The following is a 23,993-nucleotide window of genomic DNA, read 5'->3' as shown; positions in this document are numbered from 1 at the left end:
AGTCGCTCCGTGCGCTCCTGACGGGAAGCGCTGACCTCAGCCGACCGGCACCGTCGTGGCGGGCTTGCGCTCCATGGGACCCACCCAGGTGCGGCGCGGCGGGCGGCCGACGAACTTGCCGAAGAGCAGCGCCGCCGCGGTGGCCGCGAGGACCCCCGGCACCATCTCGTAGATGCCGGACTGCAGCGGCCCGAGGAGCGGGTCGATGTGCTTCCACAGGACGACGGTGGCCGCCCCCGTCACGATGCCGGCCATCGCCCCGGCCCGGGTCATGCGCGGCCAGTAGAGCGACAGCAGGATCACCGGGCCGAAGGCCGCGCCGAAGCCCGCCCAGGCGTACGCGACGATATCCAGCACGGCGCCGCCGCTGAGTGCGATGACGTAGGCCACCAGGGCGACCACGACCACCGTTGCGCGCGCCGCCAGCACCATCGTCGCGTCCGAGGCCTGCCGCTTGACGAACGCCCGGTAGAAGTCCTCGGTGAGGGCCATCGCCGACACCAGCAGCTGGCTGTCCGCGGTGGACTTGATTGCGGCCAGCACGCCGACCAGCAGGATGCCGGCGACCCAGGGATTGACCAACTGGGCGCAGAGCGCGATGAAGACGGTCTCCGGGTTATCCGGCGTCTGGTCGAGCGCGGCGATCCCCACCAGTCCCACGAGCGAGGCGCCCGCCAGGCAGACGACCACCCAGCTCACGCCGATCCGGCGGGCCCGGGGAATCTCGCGGGTGCTGCGGATGCTCATGAAGCGGGCGAGGATGTGGGGCTGGCCGAAGTAGCCCAGTCCCCAGGCGAGCAGGGAGATCACGGCCACCGCGCCGAGCGGCCCGCCGGACGTCCACCGGCTGCCGTCGAAGCCGGCCTCCGCCCCCATGTCCAGCAGGGCCGGGCTCTCGCGTGTGAGCGCACCGTGCAGCGCGCCGAACCCGCCCAGCGTCGCGATGGCGATCACCGGGAGCGCCACGGCCGCGCAGAACATCACCGTGGCCTGTATCGAGTGCGTCACGCTCACCGCGCGGAAGCCGCCCAGGACGGTGTAGACGACGATCACCACGGCGAAGACGGTGAGCGCGAACTCGAAGCCGCCTCCGAAGATCCCCTCGAACAGCACGCCCCCGGCCAGGAGTCCGCTCGCCACGTAGACGGTGAAGAACACGACGGTGACGGTCGCCGAGACCAGGCGCAGCATTCTGCTGCCGTCCTCGAACCGCTCCTCCAGATACGCCGAGAGCGTCTTGGCGTCGCCGGCCAGCTCGGTGTACGTACGCAGCCGCGGTGCGACCAGAAGCCAGTTGAGATAGGTGCCGATGGCCAGGCCGACGGCGATCCACGAGGCGCCGATGCCGGCCGTGTACACGGCGCCGGGCAGTCCCAGGAACAGCCAGCCGGACATGTCACTGGCGCCCGCGGACAGCGCCGCCAGCGGTGCCCGCAGCCGGCGCCCGCCCAGTGCGAAATCGGAGAACGTCACGGTGTCCTGATACGTCCAGATGCCCACGGCCACCATGGCGAGCAGGAATATCCCAAATGTGATCATGACGGGTACGATCAGGGGTGTCACCACTGCTCCCTAGCTGCTGGCACTGCCATCGAAGGCACGGGCCCCCGGGGAGATCTCACGAGGAGATCCCGGGGCGAGAAGGCTCCGGCGCGAGCAGACGATACGGATCCGCCACCGGGAGCGGCACCCTTTTGACAGATGTCCTTGGCGACCGCAAGCCCCCGCGGCCCCGGTCCCCGCAGGCCCGGGGCGGGGCCGGGCCAGGACCATACCGCGGTGCCCGGCCCCCGGAATGAGGCAACCCCCCTTCCTTGCACGGGACTTGGAGGATCCGGGCAGGGCCGGGGGGTGCTCCGGTCATGGTGGCCGGGGGCGCGACGGGCGTCAGACGGGCCGGCGGCGGAGCTTCACGGTGTTGTCGGTGCGGGGGTCCGGCTTTCCGTCGTGGCCGGTCCGGAAGCTCGGGTGTTCCTCGCAGCGCAGCAGGTCCCACTGTCCGTCCGGGAGGCCGAGGGCCTCGACGACTTCGTCCGGAGTGGGAAGCGGCACCTCGGAGTCGGGTTCCCAGGCGGGGATTCCCGCATGGCCGACGATGAGCAGCACCCCGCCGGGCGCGACGGCACCGGCGGCCCTGCGCAGGATGTCCTCGCGGGGCATATCGCTGTGGGAATGCAGGAATTGGGCCGTGACGAGATCGAAGGTGCCGGCGGGGAACGCGGTGCCGAGATCGCAGTGCTGCCAGGTGACGCGGTCGGCGAACGCTGTCGCTGCCGCGTGCCCGGCCGCCCGGTCGAGGGCGACACGGGAGATGTCGACGGCGGTGACCTCCCACCCCCGCTCGGCGAGCCAGAGTGCGTCCGCTCCTTCCCCGCAGCCCAGGTCCAGGGCCCTGCCCGGGGCGAGGTCGCCGGCCTCCCGGACCAGGGCGGCATTGGGGCGGCCGCTCCAGATCCGGTCGCTCTCCGCGTAGCGGGTGTCCCAGAATTCCTGGTCCGGGACGGTGACGTCATGGGTCATGGGTGTCCTCCTCGGTCCGTGCGCAAAGGTCAGGTGCGGTACCGCCGTTTCCGTGCCGTACCGCCCTTGCCGGGATGTTCCGCCGGGCCGCCGATATTGACAACGTTCCTTGCTGTATCGGCAAAGGCGGGGAAGGTGCCGGGCCGCCCGCCCGCAGCCGCCGCGGCCCGTTTCGGGAGGCAGCGTCACCCGTACGGCCATAGCGTGAAGAGAGGGCCGAAAACTTCCCCTCGATGGATTACTGGGGTGATGCGCAATGACCGAGTTCGCAGAGCGCGGGTCGCGGAACACCGGGGACCTGGGGCGGACGACCATTGCCGACGGTGTGGTCGCGAAGATCGCCTTTCTGGCGGCCGGTGAGGTGGAAGGAGTTCATGCCCTGGGCAGCGGGCTCTCGCGGTCGGTGGGAGCCCTGCGCGAACGCGTACCCGGGGGAGGCACGGCCACGCACGGTGTCAAGGTCGAAGTCGGCGAGAAACAGTCGGCGGTGGACTTGGACATCGTCGTCGAGTACGGCGAGGTCATCCCCGAGGTGGGGAGGGCGGTGCGGGAGAACGTGATTGCCTCGGTGGAGCGGATGACCGGCCTTGAAGTCGTGGAGGTCAATATCGCGGTCAGCGATGTGCGGCTCCCCGACGAGGAGGAAGAACCGGAACGGGTGCGGTAGCGGCCCGGCCGGTCCGCGGCGGCGGGCACCGTGCGCACAGCGGGTCAGCGCGCGGAGGTCGTGCCGTCCGCGCCGGGAAGGGCGCAGACGGCGATACCGCGTTCCGCGACGCTGCCCATGGCCAGCAGATGCTCCGTCCGGCAGACACTGGTGACCATCCGGTACGGAGACCGCACGGCGCGCAGATCGCGGACCGTTCCGCCGTCGGGACGGACCGCCAGCACCCGCGCCGTGGGATGCGGCGGCAGGGAGAGCCGCAGCCGCTTCGCGACCTCCCAGGCCGTCCGCCGGACCCCGCGCGGCATGCCGTGCAGCAACTCCACACCGGCGGCCGGTGGCCGTGCCAGGGCGACCCAGAAGTCCCCCTCGGGACCACGGGAGATGTTGTCGGGGTAGCCGGGCAGATCGCCGGCCAGGGTGTCGGCGGTCCCGGCCCGGGGGCCGGTGAGCCGGTAGCGGCTGAGGCGGCGGGCCCCGGTCTCGGCCACGACCAGGAAGGACTCGTCCGGGGCCAGGGCCACGCCATTGGCGAACTGCAGCCCCTCCAGAAGGACTTCGGGGGTGCCGTCGGGCCGCAGGCGCAGCAGCTGCCCGGTTCCGGTGTGCTCCAGGAAGTCGCCCAGCCACTCGTCGAGGCCGTAGCGACGGCTGGAGACGGTGAAGTAGACCGTGCCGTCCGCCGCGGTGGTGACATTGCTGCAGAACCGCAGGGGCGCGCCGTCCACCTCGTCGGCGAGCACCCGGACGGACCCGTGCCGCGGGTCGACGCGCAGCAGACCGCGCCGGGCGTCACAGACCAGCAGCTCGCCGCCCGGAAGGGGCTGCAGGCCGAGCGGTCTGCCACCGGTGTGTGCCACGGGCGTTGCACGGTCCGCCGCGTCCGGCGCCGGCAGGCGCAGCCGCCAGATCGTGCCGTCCGCGGCGCCCGCGAACAGGCTGCCGTCCGCGTCGGCCACCACGTCCTCGGGGCCCTCGATCTCGGGCGCGACGACACGGAGCGCCGGCAACGCCTGCGGGCCGGCCCGTCCGGCGCGCTCCGTGAGCTGGCCGCTCACAGCGACCCGCGGCGCCGGGCCGCCTTGACGCACCGGGTCATCTCCTCGGCGTACGGCAGCGCCACGCACACACTGAGACCGAGTCCGATGCCGGCCAAATAGCGGGCGGGCAGGGGGTTTTCCTTGGGCAGCAGCTTCCAGTCGTCGGCGCCGCGGCCGCCCCGTAGAGTGCCGCGGACCTGGTCGGCGTGCAGACAGGCGAGGAATGCCAGTGCCGTGAGCGGCAGGACCTCCAGGAAGCTGTGGATGTGCTGCTCCACGGGACGGACTTCCCGCTCGGTCGTCGCCAGGTTCACGTCCCACAGCGCGGTCGCGCCGTGCGCCAGGGCCGCACCGCCCATGACCGTCAGCACCAGCGGATTGACCTTGGCCAGCAGTCCCATGGCGACCGGCACCCCGGCCTCCGCCATCATCAGCGCATGTACCGCCGACTCCCGGACTCCGCTGGTCTCCTCGATCCGGGTACGCCGGTGCATGATCCAGTCGGCCACCGAAGGGACGAACCAGAGCGGCATGACGCCGTACATCAGAAACCGCCGGCTGGTGTCCTCGGCGTCCAGGGGACGGCGCGGGACGGTGCGGTCGTCGGGGCGGCGCCAATTCCGCCAAGCGCGGGCGACCGGGCTACGGTGCAGGTCCATCTCTCGCCTCCGGAATCCTGTGCTCGACGGCTTGCGGACACTGCCCGTACATGCCGCACGGATCGTTCACCGGCAAGCCAAGCAGACCCCTCCGCATTCGGCATCCGCGGACTGCTCGTCCGCACCCCTCACGGCCGTTTCGGCCTGCCGCCCGCCACCCGGGCCACTTCGGGGGTTTCGGTGTCCAGCGGCACCGACCAGGAGCGGACCAGGCCCAGCTGGACGGCCTGGCGTGGCAGCACCGCGTCCAGGAGCCAGTCGGCGGCCACCCGGACACGGTTGCCCGGCATCGCCATGAGGTGGTAGCCCCGGGTGACCGCACCGGCGAGCGCTCCGGACAGCGGGATGTGCAGCGGGTTCGCGGCGGCCTGGATTCCGCCCAGGTCCACCATGAAGCCCAGGTCACGGTGCTCGTAGGCGCGCGGGGTGCCCTGCCCGCAGGACGCCGCCACATTGCGCGCCGCGACCTTGCCCTGCCGCTGGGCGTGCTGGGCGGTCATCGGGGTGGTCTCGCCGGGGCGGGTCAGATCGGGAACGGCCGCGGCGTCACCGCAGGCGAACACCTCGGGACGGCCGGGCACTCCCAGGAACTTGTCGACGCACAGCCGCCCCTTGTCGGTGGGCAGCCCCAGCGAGGTGACCAGCGGGTCGGGCCGGACGCCCACACACCAGATCAGGGAGCGGCTGCTGACGAACTCGCCGTCGTCGAGCAGGACCCCGTCCATGGTCGCTTCCTTGACGGAGGTGCGGGTGCGGACCTCGACGCCGCGGGCGCGCAGCACCCGGTCGGCGGTGCGCGACAGCCGCTCGTCGAGCTCGGGCAGCAGCCGGTCGGCGATGTCCAGCAGCAGCCAGCGGGGGCGTGGGCCGTCCCGCAGTCCGGAGTTCTGCCGGACCAGGGAGTCGGTGAACCGCACGCCCTGGGCGGTGACTTCAGTACCGGTGTAGCCGGCGCCCACGACGACGAAGGTGGTCCTGGCGGCCCGTTCGGCCGGGTCCTCTGCCGCACCGGCCAGTTCCATCTGACGGGTGATGTGGTCGCGCAGGTACAGCGCTTCGGGCATCCCGCGGAAGCCGTGGGCATGCTCGGCGACACCCGGGATGGGCAGCAGTTTGTTGACGCTCCCGACGGTCAGCACCAGCCGGTCGTAGGTCAGCGAGCCGTCCCGGTCCTCCGGGTCGGTGTAGTCGACCCGACGGGCATCGAAGTCCACGTCATGGACCTCTCCGAGGACGAGCCGGACGCCCGGCAGGGTCCCCGTGAGCGATACCGAGATCCGGCGGGGCTCCAGAATTCCGGCCGCCACTTCCGGCAGCAGCGGCACATACAGAAAGTAGTCATGGGGGTTGATCAGCACGATCTCGGCGGCCCCCTTGGCCTGCCGGGAGAGCGTGCGGGCACATTCGTAACCGGCGAAGCCGGCTCCGACGATCACGATCCGAGGACGACGGCGGTTCACGGGGACTCCTGCCTGTCGAGGATGGTGCTCGGGCGCCGGGCCGGACGGGGCACAGTGGGGTGCGGGCCGACGGCCGGCGCGGGTACACCGTGGTGCTCTGTCGGCTAACCGGTGTGCGGCCGGGTACACATGGGTCCCCTCTGGGGCCCCTCTCATTCTGGCGGCTCCAGCCCCTGGGCGGCACGCTGAGGGAGGATCCCCCTTGGGACACAGCCGCCCTCTGCTGACCGGCGAGTCGGGACCGCCCGCTGTCTGCACCATCCGTTCGCGACCCGGTGGTCACGTCCGCACATGCGTCGCCGGCCGCCCCGCGCGAGAGTGAGAGATGCGGCCATCGGTATGAAGGGCAGGCGGGGCACATGGGCGCCAGGGACGGACTGACGGCATACCGCGGCAAACGGCACTTCGACCGGACGCGCGAGCCCCCGGGCGCCCCGGCGGCCGCCGGGGACACCTCCTCCTTCGTCGTCCAGATCCACGATGCGAGCACCCTGCACTTCGACTTCCGGCTGGAGGTCGACGGGGTGCTGAAGTCCTGGTCCGTGCCCAAGGGGCCGTCGGCCGACCCGCACGACAAGCGGCTGGCGATGCCCACCGAGGACCATCCGCTGGAGTACCGGGAATTCGAGGGCGTCATCCCGGCGGGGGAGTACGGCGCGGGCACCGTGATCGTCTGGGACCAGGGCAGCTACCGCCCGCTGCCCCGGAAGAAGAAGGGCCGCGCCCTGTCGTTCCGCCAGGCGCTGGAGGACGGCCATGTCTCCTTCTGGCTCGACGGCAGCAAGCTCCACGGCGGCTATGCGCTCACCCGGTTCCGCACCGGCGAGGGCCCCGGGAAGCGGGAGTCCTGGCTGCTGGTCAAGGAGAACGACGACCGGGCCGGGCGGCGCGGTACACCGGACGCCCGGCGGGCCCGCTCCGTACGCAGCGGTCGCACCCTGAAGCGGGTGGCCGCCGACGAGGGCACGGGACGGGGCGGCGGCTGATGCGCATGCCCGGTGCGGGATTCGAACGCGAGTCCGACGGGGTGCTCGGGGTGTGTGCCGACGGCACGCGCGCCGCGGCCCCGGTCCGGGAACGCCCGGCGGGCGGCTGACCGGGGACCGTGCCATGGCGGCGAAGGCGCTCATCGTGATCGACATGCTCAACGCCTATGAGCACGAGGACGCGGAACGTCTCCTGCCCTCGGTGCGGCAGGCCCTGCCGCATATCACCGAGCTGATCGAACGGGCCCGAAAGAACGACGTCGAGATCATCTACGTCAATGACAATTTCGGCCTGTGGCGGTCACACCACGACGAACTTCTGGACACGGTGCTCAGCGGCCCGCACGCCGATCTGGTGGAACCGGTCCGGCCGGACGACAAATCGCTGTTCGTGGTGAAGGCGCGGCACTCGGTCTTCTTTGAAACGCCGCTGGAATATCTGCTGCGGCAGCACGGTATCGACACGATCGTGCTCTGTGGGCAGGTCACCGAACAATGCGTGCTCTATTCGGCGCTCGATGCCCATATCCGGCACATTCAGGTCATCGTCGCCGAGGACGCCTGTGCGCATATCCACCAGGATCTCGCCGACGCCGCGCTGCGCATGATGGAGCGCAATATGCGGGCCCGGATCGTGCGCTCGACGGACGCCGAGGTGCTCTGAGGGAATGCGGCGAACCGGGAAGTCCGCGGGCCCCGGGGACCGGAGCGGGCGGGACGGTGGCGACAGGGTCTAGACCTCCCCCTCTCCGTCCCCCGCATTGTCCCGGGCGATGTGCACCGCCGCCTCCTCCGCCGACGCGGCACCGCCGTCGATCCCGACGTCCCGGGCGGCGATGTCATTGCTGCCACCGCGCCAGAACCCCTCGTCGGAGCCCACGAGCCGGCCGGCCCGCTCTTCGCCGCATTCGAGGTCCGTCGGTTCCCCCACCCCGTCCGGCAGATCGCCGATCCCGTCGCCGTCGGGTGCGCAGACGTCCGGCACTTCCACCGACAGCCGGTGTTCGAGCGATTCGCGGTCGTGCAGCTCCCGCGCGGTGGTCCCCTCATGGTTCACCACGAAGGGTCTCTCGGGTGGCGAATAGCCCGTGTCCAGCGTCTCGTCGAGGTCCGGCTCGTCGAGGGCGTCCTCCATGTCGAGGTCATTGGGGTTGTCCTGGGGATCGGATCTGGGCGGCTGGTAGACCTCGTCGCCCATCGCGTCGTCGGACATGACCGCCCTCCCTCTTCCCGTCCACTCGCCCGGCCGCGGGGTGCGGCAGGTGCGTCTACAGCCAATTGTCCGCCACCTGGTGGCTCCCGGCAGCGCCAGGAACGGGCGGACCGGCCCGGCCTCAGGCGTGCCGGTGTTCCGTCGCGATCCCGACGGCCTCGGCGATGCTCTGCACATTGCCGAACCGCTCGTGTGCGGGCAGCCGCTCGGCCATGGCGACCAGCCGGTCCGGTGCGTTGTTGCGCCGAAGGGTCTCGATGATCGCGTTCTTGTCGGCCGGGTACAGGCTCCGCCCGAGGTGCTGGGCGAGTTCGGAGCGCAGCCCGACGTCCTGCTCGGTCATCCCGCTCGGTGTGCCGCCCCGGAAGTCGCTCTCGGGGGACCACGCCGCCACCGGCTGGTCCTCGCCCGCCGGCTGGAGTTCATGCTCCTCATCCGTACGCAGGGAGCGCTCCGCCGTCAATTGCCCCCGCAGTTGCTTCTTCATCACGTCGTCCCGGGCGGGGCCGGTCTTGTCCGTTCCGTGTTCCATGACCATGGGTGCCTCCGGCTCCACGAGTCATACAGACCCGTCGCGTTACTCCCAGTTTCCCTGCTCCCCCAGCCCTAACAACCCGGCGGCGCTGTTTCAACCATGCACACGGAAATCGCGCGGACAGGCACGGAACGTGACCGCAGATGCATATGCCCTCGATGCATACGCCTTTCGGGAACGGGAATTCGTAAGGCAGCCCACCGCACACCGACGACAGCCCACCGCACAACAGGAGAAACCACGGAATCCGAGGAAGCCAAGGAGGCAGCGCCATGCGACTCTCGCTCCTGAAACCGGTCATCGACCGGCCGGGCCCCTGGGCATCCGTCTATGCCGATATCTCGCACCACACCGAGGACGCCGAAAAACAGCAAGAGTTGACGGCGAGTGCCACCACGGCGCAGTTGTTCGCGCTCGGCGCGGACGAGGCCACCTGCGGTGCGGTGCACGAAGCACTGCTCACGCGGCACGAAGGCGATCCCGGGGAGCACTCCGGGCGGGTGCTGTTCGCCGCCCACGGGGTGATCGTGCTGGACACCCCGCTCCCCGGGCCCCCGGCCACCCCGTTCGCGGCCTGGGGGCCGGTGCCCCGGGTCACTCCCCTCCTGGCCGCGGTCGGCGACGATCCGGTCTGCCTCGTGGTCCGCCTGGACCGGTCCGGAGCGGACTTCGCCGTACTCGGCCACCGGGGCACCGAGGACGCCGGTCAGGTCAGCGGTGAGGACTGGCCCCTCCACCGCACCGCCTCGGGCGACTGGTCCGAAGGGCACTTCCGCGCCAAGGTGGAGAACACCTGGGAACACAACGCGGGAGAGATCGCCGATGCGGTGCACAAGGCGTTCGAGGAGTGTGGCGCCGAGGCCGTCGTCCTGATCGGGGACGCCCGCGAACGCCACCTGGTGCACGACAAGCTGCCCGAACCGCTGCGCGCCCTCACATACGAGAGCGAACACGGCGGGCGGGCGCCCGGCGCCGAGAGTACGCTGGTGGACCGGGACATCGCCCAGGTGAGGGCAGTTCAGGAGCGTGAGCACATCGCGCAGGTGACGGACCGCTTCCGCACCGGTGCGGGGCCGGGAGGCAAGAGCGCCCCGCACGCCGCGGCCGGCATCCCCGCCCTGGTCGAGGCGGCCCGGGAACACCGGATCGACACCTTGCTGGTCAGCCCGCACGGCTCGGACATCGCCCGGCAGGTCTGGGTGGGCTCCGAAGTCGATCAACTCGGGGTACGGGGAACGGAGTTGCCGTACCTCGGCGAGACACGTCCGGCAGCCGCACGGGCGGATGACGCACTGGTGCGGTCGGCGGCCGCGAGCGGCGCCGACATCGTGGTGGTCCGTGACCCCGAGCGGGCACCGTCCGGCGGGCTCGGCGCCATCCTGCGCTGGACGGACGAAGCGACACCCGAGTGACCTGCCGCCCCCCCGGCAGGCGCTCCCGCCCACGACCCGGCCGACGGCGACACCTGAGGTGTGCGGCCGGACGGTCATGACGGAGGCTCATTCATGTTGCGAGCGATCGCAGACGTTCTCAGGTCGATCGGCGGTGCCCTCGCCACCGTCGTCACCCTGCCGTTCCGGGCCGTGGCCCGGCTCTTCGGCGGGGCCTCGGACACCGCGCGCGGACACCACTGACGGCGGAAACCAGGACGCCGCACACCGCAACGGGACCGCCCGCCGCCCGGGAAATCCGGTCGGCGGGCGGTCCCGTTGTGTGCGGCGCTGCCTCAGCTCTGGGCTTCGGCCGCCACCGGCTTCGGGATCAGGAAGGACGTCGCAATGGCCACGGCCAGGATGACCACGCCCGCGATCATGCCGGCGGTGTAGCCGCCGGACGACGCCGGGTCCGCCGGTGACGCGGCGGTCTTGACCGCGAACAGGAGCGCAAAGCTGAGTCCCGCGCCGAGGTTGAAGGCGCCCGCGTTCAGACCGGGCAGGAAGCCCGGGTTCTCGCTGGGGGACAGGACGATGCCCAGCCCGTTGAGGACGATGTTCGCCACGCCCGCGTAGGCGATGCCCACCAGGATGGACGTCCCCAGCAGCAGGAGCTGCGACTGGCTGTGCATCGTGAACAGCATCAGGGCGACCGTCGCCACCGAACCGACCAGGCCGAACCGCAGGATGCGGCCGTAGCCGAAGGTCGCGGCGAGGCGGCCGGCCAGCGGGCCCATGGCCAGTCCGGCGAGCGCGTACGGCGACAGCGTCCACCACGCGGACTGCTCGGCACTCATCCCCAGACCGGCCTGGGCGTCCTGGGCGAACGCCGGGATCAGCCCGTTCATGACGGCGAACACCCCGGTCATGGTGAGCACGGTGGTCAGCAGGGTCGCCCAGGTCGCACGCTGCTTGAGGTGCCTGGTGGCGACCAGCGGGTGCGCGCTGCGGTTCTCGGTCCGCCAGAACAGGGCGAAGGCGGCCGCGGCCAGTACGAGCAGCACGGCGATCAGCGGCCAGTCGGCGGCGGCCAGCTTGCCCGCCTCGTTGAGCGCGATCAGCAGTGAGCCGACCGAGACCACGAGCAGCGCGACTCCGGGCCAGTCCATCCGGGTCGCGGCGGGCGCCTTCGACTCGGGGGTCAGAGTGGCGACCAGGACGGTGGCCAGGGCGGCGACGACCGCCATCGCCCAGAAGACCGACTGGAAGCCATGGCTGTCGGCCAGGTAGCCGCCCGCGAGGGAGTCGACACCGGCGATCCCGCCGTTGACGGCGGTGATCACGCCGAGCAGGGTGCCGTACCGCTTCGGCTCCCGCACCTCCACCCGCAGCATGATCAGACACAGCGGGACGACCGGACCGCAGACACCCTGGATGATGCGGCCGGCGAACAGCATCGGCACGCTGGTCGCCAGCGCGGCGACGACACAGCCGACGACCATCAGGCCGAGCATCCCGGCCAGCACCCGGCGGCGCCCGATGACATCGCCCAGCCGCGGGAGGAAGAGCGAGAACAGCGCCGCCGAGGTGAAGAACGCGGTCTGGGTGAGACCGATCTCCGCGGAGCTGGCCCCGAGGGTGTCCTCGATGTTCTTCAGCGCGGGGCTGAGCATGCTGGCGTTGAGCTGGAAGGCGAAACAGGCCGCGAGCAGCGCGGTGACCAGCACGCCGATGCGGACTCCGGACCTGCCGCCGGTCCCGTCGGCGGGGCGCTTTCCGGTGGCGGTGCTCGTCTCGGTGGGAGTGTTCATGCCTCGATGTCGCCGATCCGCTCGAGCGCGTCCACGACGAGGTTCCAGAACCGCTCGTGGTCGAGCGTGACCGCGACCTGGGTGGTGCAGTCGTCCGGGGCGGGCGCACGGAAGTCCGTGACGGTCATGCCGACCGTCAGCGCACCGCGCAGCTCTATGTCGACGGGGGCCTTGCGTACGGTCATGACGTCCGGGTCGATCACATAGGCGACCGCGCACGGGTCGTGCACCGGCGGGTGGTCGAAGCCCTGGTTCTCGCGGTAGGCCTCGCGGAAGAAGTCCAGCAGCTCACCGACGAACTTGGCGGGGCGGGTGCCGACCGCGGCGATCTTCGCATCGACCTCGGGGGTCGCCAGTGCCTGGTGCGTCAGATCGAGGCCGACCATGGTGACCGGCCATCGCTCGTTGAAGACGATGTGCGCGGCCTCGGGGTCGATGATGATGTTGAACTCGGCGACCGCGCTCCAGTTGCCCTCGTGGTAGCCGCCGCCCATCAGGACGACCTCACGGACCCGCTCCGCGATCCGCGGCTCCTTGCGCACGGCCAGCGCGATGTTCGTCAGGCCCGCGGTCGGGACGATGGTGATCTCGCCCGGCTCGTGGGACATCACCGTGTCGATGATCAGGTCCACCGCGTGCCGGCGGTCCAGCTCGATGGCCGGCTCGGGCAGCTCCGGGCCGTCGAGGCCGGTCTCGCCGTGGATGTCCGGCGCCGTCTCGATGGCCCGGACCAGCGGACGCGGGCAGCCGGCGGCAAAGGGCACGCCCGTTATCCCGGCGATCCGCGCCACGGACAGGGCGTTGCGGGTCACCTTCTCCAGCGTCTGGTTCCCGACCACGGTCGTCACGGCGACCAGCTCGACATCGGGATTGCCATGTGCCAGGAGCAGGGCGATCGCATCGTCATGCCCCGGGTCGCAGTCGAGGATGATCTTTCTGGCCAACGGAAGAGCCCCTTTGCTCTGCTGCTCGGAAATGTGGTGCGGAAACGGTGGTGGGTGCGGGCCGGTATGGGCTCCGGCGCACCGCGCGCCCGGCGGTCACCCATGGCGAGCCCGGGCGGGGAGTCAGCGACGAGCGAGCAGCATGGGAAAACGTTCTCCGGAAACTTGACCCATGGACCTGCCGGTTGTCAACGGTTCAATCTCTGCCCTACCAGGTGTTATCGGGACGAAGGGCCACCTGCGCGACGGGGAGATCCACCTCTCACGGGACAACGTTTGCCAGGCCCGCAAGGGGGCGTATGCTCCCTCCGGTTCGGGCGGACCGAGCGAAGGGAGCCGGGAGACGGTGGCCGAAGTCACGCTGAAGGACGTCGCGCTGGCGTCGGGCTGCTCCATTGCCACGGTCTCCCGCGTGCTGGCCGGCACCCGTCCGGTCGGCGTCGAAACCGCCCGCACCGTACGTGAGGCGGCCGAGCGGCTGGGCTACCGGCCCAACCAGGTGGCCCGCGCCCTGCGCAGCCGCTCCACCGGGACCGTCGGTCTCGTCCTGCCGCAGATCACCAACCCGTTCTTCCCCTCCCTCGTCCGGGAGCTGGAGCATGCGCTGCACGCCGAGGGGCGGGCCGTGCTGCTCGCCGACTGCGATGACGACCCGGCGACCGAGGCGGCCCGGATCAGCGTGTTCCTGGGGCGGCAGGTCGATGCGCTGCTGCTGATACCCGTCGATGAGCGGCGCAGCCGGGAGGCGGTGGCGAGTGCGGCCGCCCAGGTGCCGCTGGTGCTGCTCGACCGCGGCTGCGGCCCCGGTATCGCCGACTCCGTCGCCGTCGACAACGCGGCCGGTATGGCCCTCGTACTCGATCATCTGGCCGCCACCGGCCGCCGCCGCCCCTGCTTCGTGGGTGCCGCCGGGACCGCGTCGGCGGCGGTCGAGCGGCGCGCGGCGTACGAGGCGGGAGCCGCGGCGCTGGACCCCACGGCCCCCGGGCGCATCGAACTCGGCGACTTCTCGGTGGAGTGGGGACGCGCCGCCGTCGACCGCATCTGGGCGTCCCGGCCGGATGCCCTGATCTGCGCCAACGACCTCATTGCGGCCGGTGCGCTGCAACGTCTGCGGCAGCTCGGTGCGGACGTACCGGGCGAGGTCGCCGTCACCGGCTTCGACGACATCCCGCTCGCCGGTCTCGCCGACCCGGCACTGACCACCGTCCGCCAGCCGGTCGCCGAACTGGCCGCCGAGGCCGCCCGCCTGCTGACCCACCGGCCGTCCGCCGGAGCGCCCGGACCACGGCGCACGGTCCGCCTCGCACCGGAGCTGGTCGTACGGGCCTCCAGCGCGCCCGTCGTCGGCGCCCCCTCGGCTCACTGACTCACCGGGCGCCCGCTCCCGGGGCGGCGCTTCGAGGCAGCTGCGAGCGGACGGCTGATCCGTTGGTCCTGACGGAGCATCAAGAGCGGTTTGTGCGAGGTGAGTTGAGGCCCAAGGTCCAGACGCGCGACGGCTGCCGCAAATGCTCACGCTCGGCGCGGGGATGCTCCGCACCTCTTGACCGTACGCGGCCAGCGAGTAAAGTCTAGACCAATCGATGCGCACTCTCGCGTCATTCACCCCCCTCAACGAGGCTTCCCCCGGGCGGACGTACGGCACCGCGGCGGCGTCGGGTCCCCCTGTTTTCGCGTGACGGCCTCGCCCTCTCCCCCCTCGCGAAAGGGTTGACATGCACAGGAGAAGAAGACTCGCCCTTGCCATTGGTGCCGGCATCGCCCCGCTGCTCGTCGTCACTCTGCCGGTCAGCCCGGCGAGCGCACACGGCTATGTGTCCTCGCCGCCCAGCCGGCAGGCCCAGTGTGCCGCGGGCACCATCGACTGCGGTCCGATCAAGTGGGAGCCGCAGAGCGTCGAGGGCCCCAAGGGGCTGACCAGCTGTAGCGGCGGCAACAGCCGGTTCGCCGAACTCGACGACGACAGCAAGGGCTGGAAGGTCACCCCGGTCGGCAGCTCCCAGACCTTCAACTGGAGGCTGACCGCCCGTCATTCCACCAGCACCTGGCAGTACTTCGTCGGCGGGAAGAAGGTCGCCGAGTTCAACGACGGAGGTGCGCAGCCACCGGCGACGGTCACACACACCGTCAACTTCGGCGGCATCACCGGCAAGCAGAAGATCCTCGCGGTCTGGAACATCGCCGACACCGCGAATGCCTTCTACGCCTGTATCGACGTCACGATCGGCGGCTGAGGGCCCTCCCGGCCCCTCTTGCCCCTCCCTCATCCCTCCCTCTTCCCCTTCATCCCTTCCGTCCCCACCGCCCCGTCTCCCTGCCCCGGTCACCTCCGTGAGCGGCGCCAAGCAGGGCGACGGGGCCGGCCACGCACCCGTTACGATCGGCCCATTCATGGCCGTTGTTCGTGGCCGCTGCCGGGAGGAAGAGATGGGCCTGTTCCGCCGAGGACCGAAGCGGGATTCCCGCGACCTGGCACGTGACGGGGAGTTCAGCTTCTTCTCCGAGCGTGAGGGCGGTGTCTTCAGATCACAGGTCCGGCAGGCCTTCGCGGAGCACGGGCTCGAAGTCACCGCGTACGCGGGCGTGGTCACCGACTCCGCCGGCCGGCAGTTCGGCCTCGGCAACCTCGCCGCGGTGTGCCACCGCGACCGGCGCGGTGAGCGCAGCTGGCCCGCGCTGATCCGGGATCACGTCGGCAAGGTGCTCCGTACGATGGACGGCCCGCAGCCGCTGGAGATCCTCAGCGAGGACGAGATCCGGGCCTGTCTGTACCCCCGCGTGGTCGCCCAGGAGACGCTGCCCGCCTCGGACTCCTTCCGCTACGGCCGTGCGCCGGCGCCGGGGCTGCGCGAAGTGCTCGCCCTCGATCTGCCCGAGGCGGTGCAGATGCTCAGCGAGGACTCCCTGACCGATCTCGGGGACGTGGCCGAGCTGCGGATCCGGGCGATGAACAATCTGCGGGCGCTGCCGGTCGAAGGGCACGAGACGGTGCGGCGCGGTGACGGCTCGGCGTTCGAGGTGCTGCTCGGCGACTCGTTCTTCACCGCGAGCCGGGTGCTGGTACTGGACGAGCTGGTGCAGCGGCTCATGGGTACCGAGCTCACACCGGACGGTGCGCTGGTCGCCCTGCCCTTCCGGCACCAGCTGGCGTTCCACCGTATCCACGACGCCCAGGTCATCCCGGCGCTGCAGGCCATGGCGCAGTTCGCGGCGGCCGGCCACGAGGACGCGGCGGGTGCCATCAGCCCCAGGGTGTTCTGGTGGCGCCGGGGCGTGATGACCCCGCTGAGCGAGCCGGACGGTGACGGGTTGCGCGTGGTGGCGGACACGGACTTCCAGGAGATGCTGGAACGGCTGGTGCAGGGCGAGGCCTGAACGGCGAGGCGGAGCGGGACTGCGCCCGCCCGCACAAGATTTCTTGCGAAATCCCGGCCGCGAGGGAACCCGAACCGCCACTCACCCGTTTTCCTTAGTGAGGCCCCACGCTCTCCCCCGTGCGTGGGGCCTCACTCTGTTCCCTCCCGGTGTGCTGCCGGCGCCGTCCCGGCTGCTCAGCCGCCTGCTCCTGCCTGCTCGCGCCGCTTCAGCCGCCGAGACCCGCGCGTTCCTCCTCGGTGAACAGCCGCGAGCGGATCAGGAAGCGCACCCCCTCCGGCGCCTCCAGCGAGAATCCACTGCCCCGCCCCGGGACGACGTCCACCGTCAGATGCGTGTGCTGCCAGCGCTCGAACTGGTCCGCCGACATCCAGAAGCCCACCGGCTCCCGTACGCCCTCCACGTCCAGCCGGGCCAGCAGCACATCCGACGATCCCGTACGGAAGTCCCCTGCCGGGTAGCACATGGGGGCGCTGCCGTCGCAGCAGCCACCGGACTGGTGGAACATCAGCGGGCCGTGCTGCTCCCGCAGCAGACGCAGAAGTTCCGTCGCCGCCGCGGTGAGCGCGATACGCGCCACGCCCTCCGGGGCCACGGTCTTCGGAGCGGACGTCTCCCACCCGTCGCCGCCGCCCATCACGATCGGCCCGGCTTCTTCGCGGAGCGGCTGACCGGCAGGTTCTTGGTCCCCAGTGGGTACATGTGCTGTTCCTCTCCTGACCATTCCATTCCTGACCAGCGGAAACGGAGCCGGTTCCGCAGGACGGGCGGGCCGCCCGGAGCCCTCCAGGATCATGCCCACCGCGCCGCCTCGGAGGCGGCGACCCAGTGAACTTCCCGCAAGGTTGCGCCATGGTTGCATGCGGCAGCGGGAGGCGAGGGCAAGCGCCGGTCCGCGCGCCGGTCGCGAGGCGGCCGACCCGCGCGGCGCGGGCCAGGGGCGCACATCAGGGCGGGCGGCCCAGGCAACCGCGGTGGTCATCGGAACGTCTCGAAAGTCAGACGAGAACGATGAGAGTTGAGCAACTGGTGACGTTCGCACATTCCCGCGATGCATGCGGTGACGACTGGCCTTTGGTGGGGCGCGAACGCGAACTCGCTGCCATGGACGCCGTGGCCGCCGAGGTGTTGTCCGGCGGTCCTCGCGTCGTCCAGCTCGAAGGGTCGGCCGGAATCGGGAAATCGGCCCTGCTGAGCACCTGGTGGGCCCGTAACGAGCAGTTCCGGGTGCTGCGGGCCCGCTGCCACCCCCTGGAGCGCGAATTCGCCTTCGGCGCCGTCCGGCAGCTGTTCAAGCCGCTGCTGGCGGCCGTCTCCGACACCGACCGGGCACGCCTTGTGGAGGCGGCCACGCTGCGGGCCCTGGACGATGCCGCGGTCCCGGACCCGCCGCCGGAAGCCGCCAATGTGACGGCAGCGACGCTGCGGGAACTCGACGCACTGGTCTCCCGGCTGTCCCGCCGGCAGCCCCTGCTGCTGGCGGTGGACGCCCTGCAGTGGATCGATCAGCCGTCGCTGCGCTGGCTGGTCCACTTCGTCGGGCGGGCGGACAGTCTCCCGGTGCTGATCGCCGTGACCACCCGTAGTGCCGAGGGCCGACGGCTCGATCCGCTGTTCGCCGAGCTCGTCCGGCCCGCGAACTGCCACACCCTCGTCGTGGAGCCGCTCGACGTGGACGGCGTGGGACAGCTGGTGCGGACGCTATGGGGTGCGGAGGAGCCCGACGAGAGCTTCTGCGCCGCCTGTCACGCGGCCACCGGCGGCCATCCGTTGTTCGTCCGTGCCCTGCTCCACCAGGCACAGCGCTGCGGGGTGAAGCCGACGACGGAATTCCGGGACCGGATCCCCACGGTGACCCTCTCCACGCTCGGCGGGGAGATCTCGCACCGGCTCTGTCAGGCGTCCGACAAGGTCGTGGCGCTGGCACGGGCGCTGGCCTTCCTGGGCGACCGCAAGCCACCGGAGCTGCTCGCCGCGTACTGCGGGACCGGGCGGGCCGTGGTGCAGTCCGCGGCCGAGGAACTGCGGTCGCTCGGCCTGCTGCGGGCGGACGGCGACCCCCGCTTCACCCACCCCGTCGTCCGCGACACCGTGCTGGCCACGCTGTCGCCCGAGGAACTCGGCGTCGGCCATGCGCGGGCGGCCCAGGTGTCCTGTCTGAGCGGGCGTCCCGACGAGGAGGTCGCGGCCCATCTGCTGGCGGCCGGACCCGTCCACGGCTCCTGGGTCCTGCCGGCCCTGCGCCGGGCGGCCACGGAGGCCCTGCGCCGCGGCGCACCGGAGACCGCGGTGACCTATCTGCGCTCCGCGTTGCACCAGCCGCTGGACGAGTCCGAGCGCGCCCGGGTGCTCCTGGAACTGGGCACCGCGGCCAGTCATTACGATGCCGCGCTGGCCATCTCCTGTGTCACCGGCGCGCTCGAAGGGCTGACCGACGAGGCGGCACGCAGCGACGCCCTGGGGGTGCTGGCCTACTCCCTGCTCCTCTCCCGGGGGTCCCGTACGGACCTGTCGAGCGTGGACCGGAAGATCGCCGCTCTGAGCGAGCGGCCCACGACCGGCCCCGTTGCCGCCGACCGCGAGCTGGCGCTGCGGATGACGGCACTGCGCTCCTGGATGGAGTTCGAGCGGCCGTCCATCACCGGCCCCGCCCCGGCACCGTCCCCCGGCGCCGACGACCATCTGGCCGACCGCACCGCGGGGGAGCGCCAACTGCTCGCCATCCGCGCCTTCCACGCCCTGCGGGCGGCCCTGCCCGCCCCGTACGTCGCCGCTCTGATCGAGCGTGCGTCCGTCAACCTGCCGGTGTTCTCGCACGACCTGTTCCCGCTGCACTACTTCGTCGCCCAGACGCTGCTCTACCTCGATGAACTCGATACGGCCGACCGGCTCAACCGCCATCTGACCCGGGAGATCTCGGGCCGGGGGATGGAACTGCTGGTCTCCTCCCTGACCGTCTACCGAGCCGTGCTGGCGCTGCGCCGCGGAAACATCGCCGAGGCCCTCGGCGCGGCTCAGGACGCCGCTGACCATGCTGCCCCGACCGGGAGGCTGCCGTACGCGCTGACCGTGGACACGATCAGGATCGACGCGCTGCTCGCCCTGGGCCGGGTGGAGGCCGCCGAGAACATTGCGGTCACTCATGCCGTGGCGGGGCAGACGGAGGTGGCGTGGGAACGACCCCGGTTCCTCATGAGCCTGGCCGCACTGCGGATCGCCCAGGGCGAGCCGCGGGCGGGGCTTTCCCTGCTCCGCGAGTGCGGTCACCACTGCGAGGCCCTGGGGACGGTCAGCCCGGCGATGTCTCCATGGCGCTCCCGCGCGGTCGCCGTCCATCTCGCCCTGGGGGACCCCGGGGCGGCCCGTGCGCTGGCCGAACAGGAGCTGGACCTCGCCCGGCGCTGCCGGATCCCACGGGCCCTCGGGGTGGCGCTGCGGGCGGCGGGGGCCGTGACGGACGGCCTCCGGGGGCTCGACATGCTGGCCGAGGCCGTGACCGTCCTCAGAACCACCCCCGCACGCCTCGAACTCGCCCGCGCCTGCCATGACTTCGGCGTCGCCCTGCTGCGCCGGGACGACAAGCGCGGCGCCCGCGGGGCCCTGCGCGACGGCCTGGACCTTGCCGTCGGGTGTGGTGCCACGGCGCTCGCCGCACGGCTGGAGGAGCGGCTGCACCTCGCCGGCGGGCGCGTCGCCAGATCCGGGAGCCAGGGAATCCGCGGGCTGACCGCAGGGGAGGAGCGCGTCTGCGCACTGGCGGCTCAGGGCTACAGCAACAAGCAGATCGCCGAACTGCTCGTCGTCTCCCTGCGAACCGTGGAAACCCACCTCACCGGCGCCTACCGCAAACTCGGCATCACCGGCCGCCCGCACCTGGCGGCGGCGATGGCCACGACGGACAGGTGCCGCGGGGGGAGCGAACCCGCGGACTCCTGAGCGCGGTCGGGGAGGGCGGTCCTACGGCCCGGTTCGGGAGGCCGCGGCCCTCCTCCTGGTCCCGCACCGTGATTCCCGTTTTCCTCCGGCCTTTCTCGTGGTTGCCCCGAAGGGCATTCGCAACGAAGGGCTGAAAAAATGCGTCCGCGGTCGGTCCGATTTCCCCGAAGGGAAATGCATGGCCGACCCACTGGACACGCCACCCCCTCCTCCTTAAGGTCCTCACCATGGTCCACAAGATCGAACCCGCCGCAGAGCCTCCGGTGACTCTCACCAGCCCCTACGACCTTCTGACCGGCTACCTCGACTTCTACCGGGAAACGGTGCTGCGCAAGTTGGAGGGAATGTCCGACGCGGAGCTGAGGAACAGCCGGATTCCGACCGGATGGTCGCCGCTGGGATTGTTCAAGCACCTGGCCTGTGTGGAATTGCGGTGGCTGCAATGGGGGTTCAACGGGGAAAACATCGACGAACCATGGGCGGATTTCAAGAACGGTCCCGGGCCGTGGCACCTTGAACCCGGGGAAACGTTCGAGGACGTCAAGGAATTCTTCCAGGAGCAGTGTGCGCGGTCCCGTGCCATCGTCGCCGCGGCCCGCCTGGAGGACCAGGCCGCCACCCTCGGCGGAAAGGTCCCGGCCGACGAGGACCGTCCCACCCTGATCTGGATCCTCTTTCATCTGCTCCAGGAGTACGCCCGGCACGTGGGGCACCTCGACATCGCACGTGAGCTCGCCGATGGAGCCGTCGGGGAGTAAGGAAGCGTCCCGAGGCTTCACGGCGTCCCGCCCCCCCGCCCTGCCGCGCCCGGGTGAGCCGTGTCTCACCCCGCCGGGGCCTCTTGTCTATGCAACGAGTTGCATAGAAGGATCGGGGTATGGCGCTCGACCACGCGATCCTCGTCTCCCTGCTGGAGAAGCCGGGCTCCGGCTATGAGCTGGCCCGGCGGTTCGAGCGGTCCATCGGATACTTCTGGACCGCCACCCACCAGCAGATCTACCGCGTCCTCAAGCGCATGGAGAGCGACGGCTGGGTCGACGTCCGCGAGGTGCCGCAGCAGGCCCGGCCGGACAAGAAGGAGTACTCCGTCGCCGCTCTCGGCCGGGCCGCGCTCTCCGCGTGGCTGCACGAGCCGATCGAACCCGAGAGCGTCCGGCACGACCTCGCCGTGAAGATCCGCGGTGCGGCCTTCGACGATCCCGCCGCGCTGATCCATGAGGTCGAGCGGCACCATCAGATCCACACCGACCGCCTCGCCCACTATCTGGCGGGGGAGCGGCGTGACTTCACCGGCCCCGAGGCCCCCGCGACGCCCGACGCGGGCCAGGAACTCCAGCACGTCGTGCTGCGCGGCGGCATCGCCTATGAGCGGATGACGCTCGCCTGGCTCGACGACGTACTCGCCACCCTCCACCGACTCCGCCCCGAGCACTGAACGGGCGCCGGGCGAGCAACTCACCTGCCACGCCCCCGCGTTCGGGCCCGGGGCCCGGGTCCCGAGCCTCCCAGTCCACCACCCCGTGAACCGCAACCCCCGTAAACCGCAACTCCTGAGCCGGAAAGGCGAACATCCATGGCCGACCCGCTGCTGTTCAACCCCCGCACCTACGACCCGGCGCACTTCGACCCCGAGACCCGCCGGCTGCTGCGCGCCACCGTCGACTGGTTCGAGGCGCGCGGCAAGCGCAAGCTGATCGAGGACTACCGCTCCCGCGCCTGGCTGTCGGACTTCCTTGAGTTCTCCACCAAGGAAGGGCTGTTCGCGACCTTCCTCACCCCGGCCTCCGCCGCCGACGGGAACCAGGACAAGCGCTGGGACACCGCCCGGATAGCCGCCCTCAACGAGATCTTCGGCTTCTACGGGCTCGACTACTGGTACGCCTGGCAGGTCACCATTCTCGGCCTCGGCCCGGTCTGGCAGAGCGACAACGCCGCCGTCCGCAGCCGCGCGGCCGAACTCCTCTCCCAGGGCGAGGTCTTCGCCTTCGGCCTCTCCGAGAAGGCCCACGGCGCCGACATCTACTCCACCGACATGCTCCTGGAGCCCGACGGTGACGGCGGCTTCCGCGCCACCGGCTCCAAGTACTACATCGGCAACGGCAACGCCGCCGGACTCGTCTCCGTCTTCGGCCGCCGCACCGACATCGAGGGCCCCGACGGCTATGTCTTCTTCGCCGCCGACAGCCGCCACCCGGCGTACCACCTGGTGAAGAACGTCGTCGACTCCTCGAAGTACGTCAGCGAATTCCGCCTCCAGGACTACCCGGTCGCCGCCGGCGACATCCTGCACACCGGCCGCGCCGCCTTCGACGCCGCCCTCAACACCGTCAACGTCGGCAAGTTCAACCTCTGCACTGGTGCGATCGGCATCTGTGAGCACGCGATGTACGAGGCCGTCACCCATGCGCAGAACCGCATCCTCTACGGCCGCCCCGTCACCGCCTTCCCGCACGTCCGCCGTGAGCTGACCGACGCCTACGTCCGCCTCGTCGGAATGAAGCTGTTCAGCGACCGCGCCGTCGACTACTTCCGCTCCGCGGGCCCCGAGGACCGCCGTTACCTCCTCTTCAACCCGATGACGAAGATGAAGGTGACCACCGAGGGCGAGAAGGTCATCGACCTGATGTGGGACGTGATCGCCGCCAAGGGCTTCGAGAAGGACACCTACTTCGCCCAGGCCGCCACCGAGATCCGGGGGCTGCCCAAGCTGGAGGGCACCGTCCACGTCAACCTGGCGCTGATCCTCAAGTTCATGGGCAACCATCTGCTGAACCCGGCCGAGTACGCGCCGGTCCCGACGCGCCTCGACGCGGCCGACGACGCGTTCCTCTTCCACCAGGGGCCGGCCCGCGGTCTGGGTGCCGTCCGCTTCCACGACTGGCGCACCGCCTACGACGCCTTCGACGGGGTGCCGAACGTCGCCCGCTTCCGCGAACAGGCCGACGCCCTCTGCGAGTTCGTCACCACCGCCGCCCCCGACGAGGAGCAGAGCCGTGACCTCGATCTGCTGCTCGCCGTCGGCCAGCTGTTCGCGCTGGTGGTCCACGGTCAGCTGATCCTGGAACAGGCCCGTCTGACCGGTCTCGACGAGGACGTGCTCGACGAACTGTTCGCCGTCCTCGTCCGCGACTTCTCCGCGCACGCCGTCGAACTGCACGGCAAGGACTCCGCGACCGCGGATCAGCAGAGCTGGGCGCTGGGCGCCGTCCGCCGCCCGGTCGTCGACGACGCCCGCTCGACGCGCGTCTGGCAGCGGGTGGAGGCACTGGCCGGGGCGTACGAGATGGCCCCGTAACCACGCCGCATCCCGGCCGCCCGCACTCCGGGCCGGCAGGCTCAGCCACCTCCGCGCAGGTCAGCTGAGCCTGCCGCGCGGGGCGCAGCTGAACGAGCGCCGGCCGTCCCTCCGCGGCGACGGATCAACCCTGACTCCCCGGACATCGCCAGGCACAGATGGTTAGTATCGGTACTCCT

General features: G+C 71.0%; 22 protein-coding genes. 12 read left to right on the top strand and 10 right to left on the bottom strand.

The window, feature by feature from the left end; all coding sequences use genetic code 11:
- Positions 1-36: 36 nt before the first annotated feature.
- Both putP and SLV14N_RS04530 read right to left on the bottom strand, forming a co-directional pair.
- The gene (putP, locus tag SLV14N_RS04535) at positions 37-1,539 is read right to left on the bottom strand and encodes a sodium/proline symporter PutP (protein WP_259670116.1); all 1,503 of its coding nucleotides are present in this window, start codon (positions 1,537-1,539) and stop codon (positions 37-39) included.
- Positions 1,540-1,887: 348 nt separating this feature from the next.
- Positions 1,888-2,520 carry a bifunctional 2-polyprenyl-6-hydroxyphenol methylase/3-demethylubiquinol 3-O-methyltransferase UbiG gene (locus SLV14N_RS04530; protein WP_263268195.1) on the bottom strand — a complete coding sequence of 211 codons (633 nt, stop codon included), beginning with the start codon at positions 2,518-2,520 and terminating at the stop codon, positions 1,888-1,890.
- Positions 2,521-2,776: 256 nt separating this feature from the next.
- Between SLV14N_RS04530 and SLV14N_RS04525 the strand changes: the two genes are divergently transcribed.
- The gene (locus SLV14N_RS04525) at positions 2,777-3,187 is read left to right on the top strand and encodes an Asp23/Gls24 family envelope stress response protein (protein WP_208679843.1); all 411 of its coding nucleotides are present in this window, start codon (positions 2,777-2,779) and stop codon (positions 3,185-3,187) included.
- A gap of 44 nt (positions 3,188-3,231) precedes the next feature.
- Here SLV14N_RS04525 and SLV14N_RS04520 read toward each other — a convergent pair whose 3' ends face one another.
- From SLV14N_RS04520 to SLV14N_RS04510, 3 genes are all read right to left on the bottom strand, one after another.
- Entirely contained in the window at positions 3,232-4,242 is a 1,011-nt protein-coding gene (locus tag SLV14N_RS04520; RefSeq protein WP_263268193.1) for an SMP-30/gluconolactonase/LRE family protein, read from the bottom strand.
- Positions 4,239-4,883, bottom strand: coding sequence for a diguanylate cyclase (locus SLV14N_RS04515; protein WP_263268191.1), 645 nt, complete (start codon positions 4,881-4,883; stop codon positions 4,239-4,241). The genes SLV14N_RS04520 and SLV14N_RS04515 overlap by 4 nt, the downstream gene beginning before the upstream one ends.
- A 128-nt stretch (positions 4,884-5,011) precedes the next feature.
- On the bottom strand, positions 5,012-6,319 hold the full coding sequence (locus tag SLV14N_RS04510) for an NAD(P)/FAD-dependent oxidoreductase (protein WP_208687690.1): 1,308 nt from the start codon (positions 6,317-6,319) through the stop codon (positions 5,012-5,014).
- 383 nt (positions 6,320-6,702) lie between these two features.
- On the opposite strand from SLV14N_RS04510, the gene SLV14N_RS04505 reads away from it, so the two are divergent.
- Together SLV14N_RS04505 and SLV14N_RS04500 are read left to right on the top strand one after the other, a co-directional pair.
- Positions 6,703-7,329, top strand: a complete 627-nt coding sequence (locus SLV14N_RS04505) for a DNA polymerase ligase N-terminal domain-containing protein (protein WP_208679841.1) — start codon at positions 6,703-6,705, stop codon at positions 7,327-7,329.
- A gap of 124 nt (positions 7,330-7,453) precedes the next feature.
- Entirely contained in the window at positions 7,454-7,993 is a 540-nt protein-coding gene (locus tag SLV14N_RS04500) for an isochorismatase family cysteine hydrolase (protein WP_263268190.1), read from the top strand.
- A gap of 69 nt (positions 7,994-8,062) precedes the next feature.
- Here SLV14N_RS04500 and SLV14N_RS04495 read toward each other — a convergent pair whose 3' ends face one another.
- Both SLV14N_RS04495 and SLV14N_RS04490 read right to left on the bottom strand, forming a co-directional pair.
- Positions 8,063-8,542 (bottom strand): DUF5709 domain-containing protein, encoded by a 480-nt coding sequence (locus SLV14N_RS04495; protein WP_208679839.1) that lies wholly within the window; start codon positions 8,540-8,542, stop codon positions 8,063-8,065.
- A gap of 121 nt (positions 8,543-8,663) precedes the next feature.
- Positions 8,664-9,080, bottom strand: a complete 417-nt coding sequence (locus tag SLV14N_RS04490) for a DUF2795 domain-containing protein (RefSeq protein ID WP_208679838.1) — start codon at positions 9,078-9,080, stop codon at positions 8,664-8,666.
- A 269-nt stretch (positions 9,081-9,349) separates the two neighbouring features.
- Between SLV14N_RS04490 and SLV14N_RS04485 the strand changes: the two genes are divergently transcribed.
- Positions 9,350-10,489, top strand: coding sequence for a Vms1/Ankzf1 family peptidyl-tRNA hydrolase (locus SLV14N_RS04485; protein ID WP_208679837.1), 1,140 nt, complete (start codon positions 9,350-9,352; stop codon positions 10,487-10,489).
- Between the two features lie 93 nt (positions 10,490-10,582).
- Positions 10,583-10,711, top strand: coding sequence for an LPFR motif small protein (locus SLV14N_RS04480; protein WP_259670114.1), 129 nt, complete (start codon positions 10,583-10,585; stop codon positions 10,709-10,711).
- Positions 10,712-10,803: 92 nt separating this feature from the next.
- Here SLV14N_RS04480 and SLV14N_RS04475 read toward each other — a convergent pair whose 3' ends face one another.
- Together SLV14N_RS04475 and SLV14N_RS04470 are read right to left on the bottom strand one after the other, a co-directional pair.
- Positions 10,804-12,261, bottom strand: a complete 1,458-nt coding sequence (locus SLV14N_RS04475; protein ID WP_263268187.1) for an MFS transporter — start codon at positions 12,259-12,261, stop codon at positions 10,804-10,806.
- The gene (locus tag SLV14N_RS04470) at positions 12,258-13,205 is read right to left on the bottom strand and encodes a nucleoside hydrolase (RefSeq protein ID WP_263268186.1); all 948 of its coding nucleotides are present in this window, start codon (positions 13,203-13,205) and stop codon (positions 12,258-12,260) included. Before SLV14N_RS04470 ends, SLV14N_RS04475 begins: the two co-directional genes overlap by 4 nt.
- A 346-nt stretch (positions 13,206-13,551) precedes the next feature.
- Between SLV14N_RS04470 and SLV14N_RS04465 the strand changes: the two genes are divergently transcribed.
- The 3 genes from SLV14N_RS04465 to SLV14N_RS04455 all read left to right on the top strand — a co-directional run bounded on the left by SLV14N_RS04465 (position 13,552) and on the right by SLV14N_RS04455 (position 16,583).
- Positions 13,552-14,574 (top strand): LacI family DNA-binding transcriptional regulator, encoded by a 1,023-nt coding sequence (locus SLV14N_RS04465; RefSeq protein ID WP_208679834.1) that lies wholly within the window; start codon positions 13,552-13,554, stop codon positions 14,572-14,574.
- Between the two features lie 349 nt (positions 14,575-14,923).
- Positions 14,924-15,442, top strand: a complete 519-nt coding sequence (locus SLV14N_RS04460) for a lytic polysaccharide monooxygenase auxiliary activity family 9 protein (RefSeq protein ID WP_208679833.1) — start codon at positions 14,924-14,926, stop codon at positions 15,440-15,442.
- 193 nt (positions 15,443-15,635) lie between these two features.
- A complete protein-coding gene (locus SLV14N_RS04455) occupies positions 15,636-16,583 on the top strand; it encodes a hypothetical protein (RefSeq protein WP_208687689.1) in 948 nt (315 codons plus the stop codon).
- A 208-nt stretch (positions 16,584-16,791) separates the two neighbouring features.
- Here the strand turns inward: SLV14N_RS04455 and SLV14N_RS04450 are convergent, their stop codons facing one another.
- Complete coding sequence (locus SLV14N_RS04450; protein WP_208679832.1) at positions 16,792-17,220, bottom strand: DUF779 domain-containing protein; 429 nt, start codon at positions 17,218-17,220, stop codon at positions 16,792-16,794.
- Between the two features lie 392 nt (positions 17,221-17,612).
- Here SLV14N_RS04450 and SLV14N_RS04445 point away from each other — a divergent pair, with 392 nt between their 5' ends.
- From SLV14N_RS04445 to SLV14N_RS04430, 4 genes are all read left to right on the top strand, one after another.
- Positions 17,613-20,519, top strand: coding sequence for a LuxR family transcriptional regulator (locus SLV14N_RS04445; protein WP_208679831.1), 2,907 nt, complete (start codon positions 17,613-17,615; stop codon positions 20,517-20,519).
- A gap of 227 nt (positions 20,520-20,746) precedes the next feature.
- Positions 20,747-21,277: a DinB family protein gene (locus tag SLV14N_RS04440; protein WP_263268184.1), complete on the top strand. Its 531-nt coding sequence runs from the start codon at positions 20,747-20,749 to the stop codon at positions 21,275-21,277.
- 119 nt (positions 21,278-21,396) lie between these two features.
- On the top strand, positions 21,397-21,954 hold the full coding sequence (locus SLV14N_RS04435) for a PadR family transcriptional regulator (protein ID WP_018088718.1): 558 nt from the start codon (positions 21,397-21,399) through the stop codon (positions 21,952-21,954).
- Between the two features lie 138 nt (positions 21,955-22,092).
- Positions 22,093-23,814 carry an acyl-CoA dehydrogenase family protein gene (locus SLV14N_RS04430; protein ID WP_263268182.1) on the top strand — a complete coding sequence of 574 codons (1,722 nt, stop codon included), beginning with the start codon at positions 22,093-22,095 and terminating at the stop codon, positions 23,812-23,814.
- The last annotated feature ends 179 nt before the right edge of the window (positions 23,815-23,993 follow it).

Source organism: Streptomyces sp. Je 1-4 4N24, from assembly GCF_026239515.1.
Lineage (GTDB): Bacteria > Actinomycetota > Actinomycetes > Streptomycetales > Streptomycetaceae > Streptomyces > Streptomyces nigrescens.
This window is presented reverse-complemented; position numbering and strand designations above follow the sequence as displayed.

Coding starts and splice junctions, on each gene's coding strand:
- putP (WP_259670116.1), bottom strand. CDS start 1,539: ATGATCACATTTGGGATATTCCTGCTCGCCATGGTGGCCGTGGGCATC.
- SLV14N_RS04530 (WP_263268195.1), bottom strand. CDS start 2,520: ATGACCCATGACGTCACCGTCCCGGACCAGGAATTCTGGGACACCCGC.
- SLV14N_RS04525 (WP_208679843.1), top strand. CDS start 2,777: ATGACCGAGTTCGCAGAGCGCGGGTCGCGGAACACCGGGGACCTGGGG.
- SLV14N_RS04515 (WP_263268191.1), bottom strand. CDS start 4,883: ATGGACCTGCACCGTAGCCCGGTCGCCCGCGCTTGGCGGAATTGGCGC.
- SLV14N_RS04505 (WP_208679841.1), top strand. CDS start 6,703: ATGGGCGCCAGGGACGGACTGACGGCATACCGCGGCAAACGGCACTTC.
- SLV14N_RS04500 (WP_263268190.1), top strand. CDS start 7,454: ATGGCGGCGAAGGCGCTCATCGTGATCGACATGCTCAACGCCTATGAG.
- SLV14N_RS04495 (WP_208679839.1), bottom strand. CDS start 8,542: ATGTCCGACGACGCGATGGGCGACGAGGTCTACCAGCCGCCCAGATCC.
- SLV14N_RS04490 (WP_208679838.1), bottom strand. CDS start 9,080: ATGGTCATGGAACACGGAACGGACAAGACCGGCCCCGCCCGGGACGAC.
- SLV14N_RS04485 (WP_208679837.1), top strand. CDS start 9,350: ATGCGACTCTCGCTCCTGAAACCGGTCATCGACCGGCCGGGCCCCTGG.
- SLV14N_RS04480 (WP_259670114.1), top strand. CDS start 10,583: ATGTTGCGAGCGATCGCAGACGTTCTCAGGTCGATCGGCGGTGCCCTC.
- SLV14N_RS04475 (WP_263268187.1), bottom strand. CDS start 12,261: ATGAACACTCCCACCGAGACGAGCACCGCCACCGGAAAGCGCCCCGCC.
- SLV14N_RS04460 (WP_208679833.1), top strand. CDS start 14,924: ATGCACAGGAGAAGAAGACTCGCCCTTGCCATTGGTGCCGGCATCGCC.
- SLV14N_RS04455 (WP_208687689.1), top strand. CDS start 15,636: ATGGGCCTGTTCCGCCGAGGACCGAAGCGGGATTCCCGCGACCTGGCA.
- SLV14N_RS04450 (WP_208679832.1), bottom strand. CDS start 17,220: ATGGGCGGCGGCGACGGGTGGGAGACGTCCGCTCCGAAGACCGTGGCC.
- SLV14N_RS04440 (WP_263268184.1), top strand. CDS start 20,747: ATGGTCCACAAGATCGAACCCGCCGCAGAGCCTCCGGTGACTCTCACC.
- SLV14N_RS04435 (WP_018088718.1), top strand. CDS start 21,397: ATGGCGCTCGACCACGCGATCCTCGTCTCCCTGCTGGAGAAGCCGGGC.
- SLV14N_RS04430 (WP_263268182.1), top strand. CDS start 22,093: ATGGCCGACCCGCTGCTGTTCAACCCCCGCACCTACGACCCGGCGCAC.